This is a genomic window from Paenibacillus prosopidis, assembly GCF_003337375.1.
Lineage (GTDB): Bacteria > Bacillota > Bacilli > Paenibacillales > Paenibacillaceae > Pristimantibacillus > Pristimantibacillus prosopidis.
The window spans coordinates 65,606-77,179 of sequence record NZ_QPJD01000024.1 but is presented as its reverse complement, the minus strand read 5'-3'; the positions used below and the strand labels follow the sequence as shown (position 1 = coordinate 77,179).

At 44.3% G+C, this 11,574-nt stretch carries 14 protein-coding genes and 1 rRNA gene; 13 read left to right on the top strand and 2 right to left on the bottom strand.

Annotation, left to right across the window (positions count from 1 at the left end; genetic code table 11):
* Window positions 1-134 precede the first annotated feature (134 nt).
* Window positions 135-251 (top strand): 5S ribosomal RNA (rrf, locus tag DFP97_RS27710).
* A gap of 97 nt (window positions 252-348) precedes the next feature.
* Here the strand turns inward: rrf and DFP97_RS27705 are convergent.
* A complete protein-coding gene (locus DFP97_RS27705) occupies window positions 349-879 on the bottom strand; it encodes a transposase (RefSeq protein ID WP_114383918.1) in 531 nt (176 codons plus the stop codon).
* A gap of 231 nt (window positions 880-1,110) precedes the next feature.
* Between DFP97_RS27705 and DFP97_RS27700 the strand changes: the two genes are divergently transcribed.
* The 10 genes from DFP97_RS27700 to rsmI all read left to right on the top strand — a co-directional run bounded on the left by DFP97_RS27700 (window position 1,111) and on the right by rsmI (window position 8,671).
* Window positions 1,111-1,302, top strand: a complete 192-nt coding sequence (locus DFP97_RS27700; protein WP_114383917.1) for a sigma factor G inhibitor Gin — start codon at window positions 1,111-1,113, stop codon at window positions 1,300-1,302.
* Window positions 1,303-1,410: 108 nt separating this feature from the next.
* Window positions 1,411-2,925 carry an aminotransferase class I/II-fold pyridoxal phosphate-dependent enzyme gene (locus DFP97_RS27695; protein WP_114383916.1) on the top strand — a complete coding sequence of 505 codons (1,515 nt, stop codon included), beginning with the start codon at window positions 1,411-1,413 and terminating at the stop codon, window positions 2,923-2,925.
* 113 nt (window positions 2,926-3,038) lie between these two features.
* The gene (tmk, locus tag DFP97_RS27690; protein ID WP_114383915.1) at window positions 3,039-3,695 is read left to right on the top strand and encodes a dTMP kinase; all 657 of its coding nucleotides are present in this window, start codon (window positions 3,039-3,041) and stop codon (window positions 3,693-3,695) included.
* 205 nt (window positions 3,696-3,900) lie between these two features.
* Window positions 3,901-4,230, top strand: a complete 330-nt coding sequence (locus DFP97_RS27685) for a cyclic-di-AMP receptor (protein WP_056634702.1) — start codon at window positions 3,901-3,903, stop codon at window positions 4,228-4,230.
* A gap of 16 nt (window positions 4,231-4,246) precedes the next feature.
* Window positions 4,247-4,690, top strand: a complete 444-nt coding sequence (locus DFP97_RS27680; protein ID WP_114383914.1) for a YaaR family protein — start codon at window positions 4,247-4,249, stop codon at window positions 4,688-4,690.
* A gap of 34 nt (window positions 4,691-4,724) precedes the next feature.
* Window positions 4,725-5,702: a DNA polymerase III subunit delta' gene (gene holB / locus DFP97_RS27675; protein ID WP_114383926.1), complete on the top strand. Its 978-nt coding sequence runs from the start codon at window positions 4,725-4,727 to the stop codon at window positions 5,700-5,702.
* Between the two features lie 3 nt (window positions 5,703-5,705).
* The gene (locus tag DFP97_RS27670) at window positions 5,706-6,509 is read left to right on the top strand and encodes a PSP1 domain-containing protein (RefSeq protein WP_114383913.1); all 804 of its coding nucleotides are present in this window, start codon (window positions 5,706-5,708) and stop codon (window positions 6,507-6,509) included.
* A gap of 62 nt (window positions 6,510-6,571) precedes the next feature.
* On the top strand, window positions 6,572-6,973 hold the full coding sequence (locus DFP97_RS27665; protein ID WP_114383925.1) for an initiation-control protein YabA: 402 nt from the start codon (window positions 6,572-6,574) through the stop codon (window positions 6,971-6,973).
* 67 nt (window positions 6,974-7,040) lie between these two features.
* Window positions 7,041-7,793, top strand: a complete 753-nt coding sequence (locus DFP97_RS27660; protein WP_114383912.1) for a tRNA1(Val) (adenine(37)-N6)-methyltransferase — start codon at window positions 7,041-7,043, stop codon at window positions 7,791-7,793.
* The gene (gene rsmI / locus DFP97_RS27655) at window positions 7,790-8,671 is read left to right on the top strand and encodes a 16S rRNA (cytidine(1402)-2'-O)-methyltransferase (protein WP_114383911.1); all 882 of its coding nucleotides are present in this window, start codon (window positions 7,790-7,792) and stop codon (window positions 8,669-8,671) included. The genes DFP97_RS27660 and rsmI overlap by 4 nt, the downstream gene beginning before the upstream one ends.
* Window positions 8,672-8,801: 130 nt before the next feature.
* On the opposite strand, the gene DFP97_RS27650 is transcribed toward rsmI, so the two are convergent.
* Window positions 8,802-9,056, bottom strand: a complete 255-nt coding sequence (locus DFP97_RS27650) for an AbrB/MazE/SpoVT family DNA-binding domain-containing protein (RefSeq protein ID WP_028609554.1) — start codon at window positions 9,054-9,056, stop codon at window positions 8,802-8,804.
* 270 nt (window positions 9,057-9,326) lie between these two features.
* Here DFP97_RS27650 and DFP97_RS27645 point away from each other — a divergent pair, with 270 nt between their 5' ends.
* Together DFP97_RS27645 and DFP97_RS27640 are read left to right on the top strand one after the other, a co-directional pair.
* Entirely contained in the window at window positions 9,327-10,625 is a 1,299-nt protein-coding gene (locus DFP97_RS27645; RefSeq protein ID WP_114383910.1) for an HD domain-containing protein, read from the top strand.
* A gap of 17 nt (window positions 10,626-10,642) precedes the next feature.
* Window positions 10,643-11,416, top strand: coding sequence for a TatD family hydrolase (locus tag DFP97_RS27640; RefSeq protein ID WP_114383909.1), 774 nt, complete (start codon window positions 10,643-10,645; stop codon window positions 11,414-11,416).
* Window positions 11,417-11,574 lie beyond the last annotated feature (158 nt).

Below are 11,574 nucleotides of genomic sequence, written 5' to 3'. Positions count from 1 at the left end.
GCAGCTGACGAATACTAATCGGTCGAGGGCTTATCCTAAAACCGTTTGCCTGGACCCATACATCCGGCAGACAAACAGCTAAAGTTCAGCAGCAACTTCTTTCGTATCCGGTTTTCAGCGTGCAAAACGCTACGTTTGGTGGCGATGGCGGAGGGGAACCACGCGTTCCCATACCGAACACGACCGTTAAGCCCTCCAGCGCCAATGGTACTTAGACCGCAGGGTCTTGGGAGAGTAGGACGTCGCCAAGCACGAGAGACCTATCGCATGATTGCGATAGGTTTTTTGTTGTTTTTATAACCAAGAAAGCCTTAGACGTCTCTATATGACTGTCTTAGGCTTTCTTTTTTAACGACGGTATAATGATGCTTCCCTGGACTGCAACCTTAGTATGCTATCTTTCTGCTCCTTACGAAACGAAATGGATAGTAAAAGACGCGGGATTAACAGCCAAAAGTGCCAAGTAACGATGCTAATCAGTAAAGATTCTTTGATCCATGGATATAAAAGAGCGATTGCGCACAGACCGATCCAGAATAAATGACGGTGCACTCGGCGAAACAGATACAATTTAATATCATTGGCTGGCTTAAAACCGATCCAAGGCGGTGTTATACGCCAAATCCATTTCCTGTCGGCTGCTTCATCCACTCTAATAAAAGTAAGCAATATGATTGCGATATGGACAATCTGTACGACAGCAAATCCGAATAGCCATGAGAATAATCCATCCATTTGGTACATTAGCATTTGAAAGGCGAGCAGTATGGCAGAAATTAACAAATGACTCTGAATAAGCTCTGATCGTATGATTTTCCGCTGAATAAGCTGGTATTGATAAATGGTTGCGTTTGTTTGATCGGATAATGGTTGGCTCATGGTTTAATGTCCTTCCTTCTCAGCATGCATGAACTCTCGTTAAATATATCGGTTTTTATGTGTGATCTGTCCATAGTTTTGACGAAACATTTTTTAATACAAGTAACCAATAACCCATTTTACGCATACGATATATAAATATTTGAAATGGGCTATGAAACAAGTATAAATAGATAGACTATGTGCCATAATAGTAGCTATATAGGAACGAAAGAGAAAGCGGGGATTGTTATGAACGATAATAGCGACCACCATTGTATTATATGTGGTCAGCAGAAGGCGGAAGGCCAAGGGATTCGAATTGTTTCCGAGTTTATATGCGAGACATGTGAAGCAGAAATGGTTCGAACAGATGTGAGGGATGCGAAATACCCTTTCTTCATTCATCAGATGAAACAAATATTTTTGGAAAAAAACGCGTGAGCGGTTTCTGGCGACAGAGACTGCTCTTTTTTTGCGATACATATCGGTTACAATAAGAAATAGATGGGTTTAAGTGAATGTTTGATCTGAAGGGAATGTCTTATTATAATGAAGCCATTTTATGCACCATTATTTGAAGCTCTTATAAATCATTCTAGATCAGCTCCAGCCGGCTTCCACGTACCTGGTCACCATTATGGAGATGCTTTGAAGCTAGAGATTAAACATACCGATTCAGGCTACGAACCGGATAAATGGTATTCGGCAATTATGAAGCTTGATGTGACGGAGCTTTCTTCGACGGATGATCTGCATCATCCCGAAGCTGCTATATTGGAAGCGCAGCGGTTAGCGGCAGATACGTTTGGGGCGGAAGAAACCTTTTTTCTTGTTGGTGGAAGTACTTCGGGTAATATTGCGTTATTGCTTACGGTATGTGAACCAAACGATATCATTATCGTACAGCGGAACGTACATAAGTCGATTATAAACGGCTTAAAGCTCGCAGGCGCTAAAGCGGTATTTTTATCTCCACAAATAGAAGAAAAAGCAGGACTCGCAATTGTTCCATCACTTGAGCAGGTTGAAAAAGCTCTCCGGTTATATCCTGATGCTAAGGCTGTATTTTTGTCTAATCCTAATTATTATGGCATGAGTGCTGATCTGACTCCGTTTGTAGAACTGATTCACCAACATGGCAAGCCGCTTCTCGTAGATGAGGCTCATGGTGCGCATTATGGATTTCATCAAGAGCTGCCCCGGTCGGGATTAGCAGCAGGCGCGGATGCGGTCGTTCAATCAGCTCATAAGACGTTACCTGCACTAACGATGGGGGCGATGCTTCATGTGCAGGGATCAAGAATACAAAGGGAATTGCTTCGGCAGTCGTTAGCGATGATCCAAAGCTCTAGTCCATCATTTCCGATTCTAGCATCCTTGGATATTTCCCGAGCAATGATTGATACATTAGGTGCCAAGCTATTTAAACAAAGCTTAGCCTCAGCAGCTTCCTTTCGTACATGGATGAAACTGCATTCAACCGCAATTCAAGTATTGGAGTGGTCTAGCATTGAGGATACAAGATGTCTTCATTTTAAAGATCCCCTTAGGGTCATTATATACGACAAAAGCGGTAGGATGTCAGGCTTTGAGCTGCAGCGCCTACTGGAGCAGTATGGGTGTTTTTCGGAGATGGCCGACCCGCGTTATGTTGTACTTGTATTTGGTATTCAAACTTCATTAGAGGATACGCTAAAGCTTCAATATGCCATAAAAATAATTGACGGATATGCTATAGAACAAGCTGATGCTGCTCAAAATGAACAGAATACGTTAATCCCGACTTTTTTACCTGAAAGTGAAGTGATGGCTATATCAGAGCCTGTTTCGTTTGCTCGAGAGCGGTTTAAAAATAAAAATAGTATACGGGTAGGGCTTGGCAATGCCGAACAATTAATAGCTGCTGAAATGGTAACGCCGTATCCGCCAGGCATCGCGATTTTGTATCCGGGTGAAAAAATAACGGCTGCTATCATTAATCAAATTCAACGCTTGTCTGCATCGGGAGCAAAGTTCCAGGGAGCCGTTGATCCTACGATGTCAACAATAGCTGTATTCAGCTAGACAGGTATGGGAGGGGAATTAAGCACTGAAGCAATTGTTCATTGTACAAGGGGAGAGGCTTTGTTAATATAGAAGAAAGAATAATTAACTTAAATGTTAGGAGAAGCCTTAGATTGAGAAAAGGTATTTTCATTACAATAGAAGGCGGCGAAGGTGCCGGCAAATCGACACTGATTGAGCAGCTGTCGAATATGATGCTTCAAAGGGGAAAACTAGTCATTACGACGAGAGAGCCTGGAGGCATTCCGATCGCTGAACAGATTCGTTCCGTTATATTAGACCGAAGTCATGTCACAATGGATGCAAGAACGGAGGCACTGCTTTACGCGGCTGCCCGCAGACAGCATTTAGTCGAAAAGGTTGTGCCTGCTCTTGAACAAGGTCATTTCGTTATTTGCGACAGATTTGTCGACAGCAGCTTAGCTTATCAAGGCTATGCGCGCGGTCTCGGCATGGATGAAGTATGGGCAATTAATCGGTTTGCCATCCAGGATGTAATGCCTGATCTGACCATCTATATGGATGTGTCTCCGGAAGTAGGACTTACGCGTATTGCTCAAGCAAAAGAACGGGAAGTGAACCGTCTGGATCTTGAGCAGCATTCTTTCCACGAAAAGGTACGTGAAGGTTATATGCAGCTGCTCAAGCGGCATCCGGATCGAATGGTGCTTGTAAATGCCGAACAAAGTCCAGAAATGGTGTTTCATGACGTTTTAGCCGTAATAGATAGTCGTTTTGCAGGATTTTTTGCAACCGATGTCAAACAGTAATAGACAGACAAAAAATGTTGCAAAGATGTTCTAAAGGTCTCAGGTAACCAATTCTAACCACATCAGAATGTTTAAGTGCTTTACAGTGATAAAGAGTAAAGGAGATCATTCTGATTGGCGATAAAAACTTCCGCATAAACGCGGTCGCACATCCTCGAAGTACTTCGATAAGAGTTTTTCTCATAGTAGTCAAGGGGGAATGAAGATGAAATTAGTAATTGCGGTTATTCAAGATAAGGATAGCAACCGGTTGTCGAATGCGCTTGTACGTGAAGGATTTAGAGCTACTAAGCTCGCAAGTACGGGTGGGTTTCTACGGGCTGGAAATACGACCTTTATGATTGGTATAGAAGACGAGCGTGTCCACGAGGTGCTTCAAGTCATTAATGCGAACTGCAAAGTGCGTGACCAATTAGTAACGCCGGTATCTCCGATGGGCGGATCGACAGATTCCTACATTCCATTTCCTGTTGAAGTGCAGGTTGGCGGCGCAGCCGTGTTCGTTGTTCCTGTCGAACGATTTGAGCATTTCTGAATGGGTGTGAAATAAGATGAAAATTGATCAAGGCTTTCGTCCGTTAGGGCAAAATCGTGCAAATAACGATGCAGGGTCGAAGCAGGTTCAGTCCCGGGGCTTTGCCGATGTCTTGGTACAGCAGGATGCTATTCGAACGCAGGAGCAGTTACAGCTGAAGCTGCAGGATATTCATCGACAAGGCGATCGTCTCGCCAAGATTATGACGGTTCGTGAGTTGAAACTTTATCGTCAAATGATCAAGCAGTTTTTGGAGGATACCGTCAGACGGGGAGTCGTTCTGAAGGAAGTCAGAGGCTTTGATCGCAGAGGACGCATAAAACGATATAAGCTGCTTGATGAGATTGACGAAACACTTGTTGCTATGGCTGAGGAGTTGCTGGACAGCGAGCAGGGTAGAATAGACCTACTGAACAAGATCGGTGAGATAAGAGGTCTTCTTATCAATTTATTATTTTAAAGTATGCGTGAGCAGGGAAAGGTTAGGAACGGTTATGAGCCTTGAACAAGTTGCCGGACAATGGAAAGCGCAGCGCATTTTAAGGCATGCCTTACAGAGTGGTAAAATCTCTCATGCTTATTTATTCAATGGGCCATCGGGTACAGGCAGAATGGCAATGGCACGCGAATTCGCTAAAGCGCTGTTCTGTACAGCAGGCGGTTTTGATGCATGCGGGGAGTGTCTTGAATGTCGAAAATTCGAACATGGCAATCAGACCGATTTAACGATGATTGCGCCAGACGGCCAGTCGATCAAAATCGACCAGATTCGTGATCTTCAGCGGGATTTCTCTTATCGCAACAGCGGTACGAAACGCAAAGTATATATGATTGAGCAGGCGGATAAAATGACGATGCAAGCTGCTAACAGCTTGCTTAAATTTTTGGAAGAACCGCTGTCGCCGGTTGTTGCTATTTTGCTAACCGATAACGGACAAGCTGTACTTCCTACTATTCGTTCCCGTACACAATGGGTTCCATTCCTGCCGATGTCGCCTGAGAGTATGCTGCAGACGCTTATAGTTGAAGGTGCGCCTGCAACGTTAGCCCGTACAGCTGTTCAATTAACTTCGGGATTGGATGGTGCTAGGCAATTTCTCCAGCAGAATCAGTTTGCAGAAATCAGAAACCTAGTGATACAATTAGGTAAGGAGAGTTTGACCCGATTCACCGCGGCGATGATCACTGCCCAGCAGCAGCTATTTAAGACAGATTTAGTGGAACATACACAATTGCTGTTGTCGTTATTAGTTATATGGTTTAAAGATTTGATACAGTTTCAGGCCGGAAGGCAGGACAACATCGTTTTTATAGATCAGTTGGAATGGATAAGTAAGCATGCCTTTAATCGGTCGTTTGCAGGCTGGGTGTCCTGCATTGAGCACACACTTGAAGCAAGCAAGCGTATGCGTGCGAATGTAACGCCTCAGCTCGCGTTTGAGCAACTATTGGTAAACCTACAGGAGGGCTAATCCTTGTATAATGTCGTCGGTGTTCGCTTCAAGAAAGCGGGCAAGATCTATTACTTTGATCCGGTCGAGCATCCCGTGGATAAGGAGCAACATGTTATTGTTGAAACAGCACGCGGAATCGAATACGGTAAAGTGGTGGTGGGACAGAAGCAAGTCGGTGAATCGGATGTCGTCCTTCCTCTCAAGAAAGTGATCCGCATTGCAAGCGATGTCGATGCTAAAGTCGTTGAAGAGAATCGTGCAGCAGCCAAAAATGCGTTTGCCACATGTCTTGAAAAGATTAAAGGTCATGAGCTTCGAATGAAGCTCGTGGACGTTGAGTTTACGTTTGACCGCAACAAAATCATTTTTTACTTTACGGCAGAAGGCAGAGTCGATTTTCGCGAGCTGGTAAAGGACTTAGCAAGCGTGTTCCGTACGCGGATCGAGCTTCGGCAAATTGGCGTCCGGGATGAAGCGAAGATGCTTGGCGGAATTGGCCCGTGTGGACGAGTACTGTGCTGTTCCTCTTGGCTGGGTGACTTTGAGCCCGTGTCGATTAAGATGGCCAAGGATCAGAACCTGTCGCTAAATCCTACAAAGATATCAGGATTATGCGGGCGACTTATGTGCTGCCTGAAGTATGAGCATGACAATTACGAAAGCATTCGTGAGGAGCTTCCAGCTATCGGAAAGCTAGTTGTCACCTCGTATGGGGAAGGTAAAGTTACCGGTATTAACACATCCACCAAAAGCGTGTATGTGCAATTATTCGATACACCAGGTAAACCGAAAGAACTGCCGATGGATGATGTTGTCATCAAGTAAACGGCAGAGTTCGATTCTCACGGGTGAGGTAACACTCACGCATGAAGCTCTGGGGTGGGAACTTGGAGAAGAAAGATATTTTTGTACAAATGGACGAGCTGGATAACCGGATAGGTCTATTTCATACCGAGCTTAGCGCTTTGAAGCAGAAGGTAAAAGAGCTGCTTGAAGAGAATAAGCGTTTAAGCGAAGAGAATCACCAGCTGCGTCAAGTGTTCAAGCGGGAAACGGAGCTGGAGCGTAAAGCGGTACTCGCACCAGCCAAAGGTAAACAAGCAGAACCTCAGCATGAGTTGCAGGCTCTTAGCGAAAATGCGCTTGCAGAAGCAGGAATTGCAGTTGGCGAAGGTCATGACAATTTAACGCGGTTGTATCACGAAGGATTCCACATATGCAACGTATATTACGGGCATTTGCGGACGGAGGGTGACTGTTTATTCTGTCTATCCTTTCTAAATAAATAGTGGAACCGTATCGACATGCCGTCCTTGCCGCAAAGGGCGGTATTTTTTTTAGAAACAAGCCCAGCAAATGATAATCGAAAAAAATAAAAGGAGCGCCTTATACGTGTCGGAACAAATAAGTTTAGAAGAAAACGAACGGCTTGATGATTTGATGACGGAATCCGGCCTTAAAATAATACAAAGCCGTGAAGTTTTCAGCTTCTCTCTTGATGCGGTACTGCTTTCACGATTCGCTAGCGTGCCGAAGCACGGACGTATCCTTGATTTGTGCACAGGGAACGGTGTTATTCCAATGCTTCTGACGACAAGAACTAATGCGCATATCGATGCGGTTGAAATACAGCCCAGATTGGCTGACATGGCGAGAAGAAGTGTAGCACTCAATCAATTGACCGAACAAATTTCCATTATCGAACAGGATTTGAGGTTGTACCCGAAGCTGGCGGGGAATGGGGTATACGATGCGGTAACGGTCAATCCTCCTTATATGCCGGTAACGGCAGGCGATCAAAACGAAAATGAACATTATGCAATAGCGAGGCACGAGATTCACTGCACGCTGGAGGATGTCGCAGCAGCTTGCTCCCGGCTTGTGCGTCCCGGCGGCAAAGTATCGATGGTGCATCGTCCCTCGCGCTTGCTTGATATTGTAGAGACGATGCGCAAATGGCGCCTTGAGCCGAAACGAATACAATTCGTTCATCCGAATGCTAATGCCGAAGCAAATATGGTATTAATAGAAGCGATGCGGGATGGAAAACCTGATATTAAGCTGCTTCCGCCAATCATGGTGTATGAGAAAGGGGTCCAGATCGTTTGAATGTACAAAAAAGCTTCTCAGAAGGAGTCAACGAATCATCTGGCAGCCTGTATTTAGTTGCAACGCCTATAGGCAATTTAGAGGATATTACTTTTCGCGCGATACGCACTTTAAAGGAAGTACAGCTTATTGCTGCGGAAGATACAAGGCAAACACGCAAGCTGCTCACGCATTTTGAAATCAATACACGTATCGTAAGCTATCATGAGCATAATAAACGGGCTAGCGGTCCTGAGCTAATCCGCTTGCTGCTGGATGGTCAATCCATTGCCCTAGTGAGTGATGCCGGATTGCCTGCGATTTCTGATCCAGGGGCCGATCTCGTGAAGGAAGCCGTGGAAAATAACATTGCCATTATTCCGATTCCAGGTGCCAATGCAGCATTATCCGCGCTTATTATGTCAGGACTCCCGACCGAACGGTTTCTATTTGCCGGATTCCCGCCAAGAGAGCGAAAATCGTTAACAAAGTGGCTGCAAGGTTTCCGGGCGCAGCAGGAAACGCTGCTTTTTTATGAATCTCCCCATCGTATAAGTAAAACGCTCGGTGCTCTTTTGGAAAATCTGGGGGATCGATCAATTGCATGTGTTCGAGAGTTGACGAAGCGTCATGAAGAAGCGGTTCGCGGCCGTGTATCGGAATGTATCGAATGGTTTGCCGAGCATCCGCCGCTTGGTGAATTTTGTATCGTTGTAGAAGGTGCCGGCGGAGCTAATGTTATTGGACAACAGTCAGAAGAGGCATGGTGGTCGGAGCTTGATATTGAGGCTCACGTTGCCCATTATGAGGAGCAATATGACCGGAAGGAAGCGATTAAGAAAGCAGCTTTAGATCGCGGGCTGCCGAAACGGGATGTATACAATGAAGTAAATCGATAACGAGCTTTCATGGAACTTGAAGTAGACAAAAAAAAGACCTTCCTGGCCGGGTTTTAGCACAGGAAGGCATCAAGGAGTATAAAAAAGGTTAGAATTAACAAGTAGATAAGACCATTATAACCTATTTTTCTTATTTTGTCACAGGTGTTGGCATTTCTGATAAACAAATATGGCAAACAATTTTACCTTTGAAGTAAGATACGTTCTCTGCATTACCACAGAAGATACAGGCAGGCTCGTATTTCTTCAACATGATTCGCTCGCCATCTACATAAATTTCAAGTGCATCCTTCTCGCCAATACCTAGCGTACGGCGCAATTCGATCGGAATAACAACACGTCCTAATTCATCAACCTTACGGACAATACCAGTAGATTTCATCATAATCTAGCAGTTCCCCTCTCAAAATGTATTTCGCCATCGTTCGACATAGTTTTTACTTTTATTATTACTATAATACCAACGATTACCATAATAGTCAACCAAGAATATTGCTTGTAAAGCCGTTAGTATAAGCATTTGACTAGTTAATAGGGTCATATTACTCTGTAATAGAATACAACAGCTTCGACATTTTGGAAACTAATTAACGACACTGTTCGACAAAAGTTTCAAGTTTTGTGTCGAAAATATGAACAAAGGAGATGAGAGACTTTGAAGGAATTGCTGACTGAAGAAAAAGTATTTAAGGACCCGGTGCATAACTATATTTATGTTCAGGATCAGACGATTTGGGATTTAATTAATACGAAAGAATTTCAGCGTTTACGCAGAATACGTCAATTAGGTACGTCCTATTTAACCTTCCATGGAGCAGAGCACAGCCGGTTTTCGCATTCGCTCGGCGTTTATGAAATTACCCGTAAAATCATTTCACAATTCGAACGTCACGGCTATCCTGATTGGCCGGCCGAGGAGAGGCTTGTCTCGCTCTGTTCCGCACTTCTGCATGATGTCGGTCACGGTCCGTTCTCGCACTCCTTAGAGGAAGTATTCGACACGGATCATGAAGTTTGGACGTGCAAAATATTGCTTGAGGATACGGAAATCAACCGTGTGCTGCGTGAGGTATCGGACGATTTTCCCGAGAAGGTGGCTGCAGTCATTCAGAAGACGTATCCTAAACCAATCGTCGTAAGCCTTATTTCTAGTCAAATGGACGCCGATCGAATGGATTATTTGCTCAGGGACGCTTATTTTACAGGAGTAAATTATGGAACATTCGATTTAGAGCGTATATTACGCGTATTGCGGCCTTATAAAGGGAAAATTGTAGTAAAAGAAAGCGGCATGCACGCGGTAGAGCATTATTTGATGTCTCGTTATCAAATGTACTGGCAAATTTACTTCCATCCAGTTACAAGAAGTTCTGAGATTATATTACGTCAAATATTTCGTAGAGCCCAGGAGCTTTATGTGGGTGGGTATACTTTTGATTGGATGCCTAACTCATTGAAAGGTCTGCTGCAAGGCACGTTGAACGTGCAAGATTATTTAAAGCTGGATGAGGCGCTTGTTCAAACTGCTTTTATGCAATGGATTGAGGAACATGACCCGCTGCTTAGCGATTTATGTGATCGGTTTTTGAATCGCCGTTTATATAAATACATAACCATCGATAATCCTGATGAAACGCTATTAAATGAGATTAGTGATTGTTTTTCTTCTATAGGAATGAATCCGGATTATCATATGGAGATTGATTTCCCGTTCGACCTGCCATACGACGTATATCGACCCGATAAAAAAGAAGGCGAAAAGAAAGAAAAAGCGCCGATTTTGTTGTTAGATCACGCGGATGAAATAAGTGAAATATCTGCTAAATCCGACATTGTTCGTTCGATTACCGGCTTGCACCAAGGGCAATACCATTTGTATTACCCTGAAGAGCCGCTTCGACAGTCTGCTCAATTAATAAATGGCCAGCTGAAGAAACTTTTTAAACTAGACTGAAGGAGCCTGACATTAACATGACATTACTGTTTGATACACATACACATCTTGATTCACCTAAGTTCGATGAGGACCGTGACGAGATAATCCAGCGAGCTAAAGATGCCGGCGTCCATATGCTTGTCAATATTGGGTTTAACCGCGAAACGATACCTACGACGATGGCACTTGCCGAGCAATATGATTTTATATATGCGGCTGTAGGCTGGCACCCGGTGGACAGCATCGATATGCTTCCCGGTGATTTAGAATGGATTGAGCGGCTTTGTTCGCATAAGAAGGTCGTTGCTATTGGGGAAATCGGCCTAGATTACCACTGGGACACGTCACCGAAAGAGGTGCAGCAGCTCGTTTTTCGTGAACAAATCCGCCTTGCGCGCAAGGTTGGCAAGCCCATTGTTATTCATAACCGGGACGCGCATGAGGATGTTGTCCGTATTTTGCAGGAAGAGAATGCAGCCGAGATCGGCGGCGTCATGCATTGCTTCTCAGGCAGCTGGGAAACGGCTAAACAATGCCTCGAGATGAATTTCTATATTTCGTTTGGCGGTCCTGTCACCTTCCAAAATGCACGGGTACCGAAAGAGGTACTAAAGCGGGTTCCGCTCGACCGGTTATTGATCGAAACCGACGCTCCTTATTTGGCTCCCCACCCGTTTCGAGGGAAGCGAAATGAGTCCTCTTATGTGTCTCTAGTCGCAGAGACAGCTGCTGAATTATTGGGCAAATCGGTCGAGGAAATAGGTGCAATAACGACTGAAAACGGTAAAAAATGTTTTGGTATTGATTGAAAATGGGTAAAATCGAGAGAAATACGGACCTTTATCGCGTAAAAACTAATTTTTATTGCGATAATCGCTTATTTTTTCTAACTTTATCCTTCATTTTCGCTTAAATCGTCTTTTATCGTATCTTTACAATTAACCTCGTATGAGGTTATGATTCAACT

Excerpts from the sequence above, each read along its gene's own strand:
- DFP97_RS27640 (WP_114383909.1), top strand. The coding sequence starts at position 10,643 with ATGACATTACTGTTTGATACACATACACATCTTGATTCACCTAAGTTC.
- DFP97_RS27660 (WP_114383912.1), top strand. The coding sequence starts at position 7,041 with ATGATAATCGAAAAAAATAAAAGGAGCGCCTTATACGTGTCGGAACAA.
- DFP97_RS27700 (WP_114383917.1), top strand. The coding sequence starts at position 1,111 with ATGAACGATAATAGCGACCACCATTGTATTATATGTGGTCAGCAGAAG.
- DFP97_RS27680 (WP_114383914.1), top strand. The coding sequence starts at position 4,247 with ATGAAAATTGATCAAGGCTTTCGTCCGTTAGGGCAAAATCGTGCAAAT.
- DFP97_RS27705 (WP_114383918.1), bottom strand. The coding sequence starts at position 879 with ATGAGCCAACCATTATCCGATCAAACAAACGCAACCATTTATCAATAC.
- holB (WP_114383926.1), top strand. The coding sequence starts at position 4,725 with ATGAGCCTTGAACAAGTTGCCGGACAATGGAAAGCGCAGCGCATTTTA.
- DFP97_RS27685 (WP_056634702.1), top strand. The coding sequence starts at position 3,901 with ATGAAATTAGTAATTGCGGTTATTCAAGATAAGGATAGCAACCGGTTG.
- DFP97_RS27695 (WP_114383916.1), top strand. The coding sequence starts at position 1,411 with ATGAAGCCATTTTATGCACCATTATTTGAAGCTCTTATAAATCATTCT.
- DFP97_RS27650 (WP_028609554.1), bottom strand. The coding sequence starts at position 9,056 with ATGATGAAATCTACTGGTATTGTCCGTAAGGTTGATGAATTAGGACGT.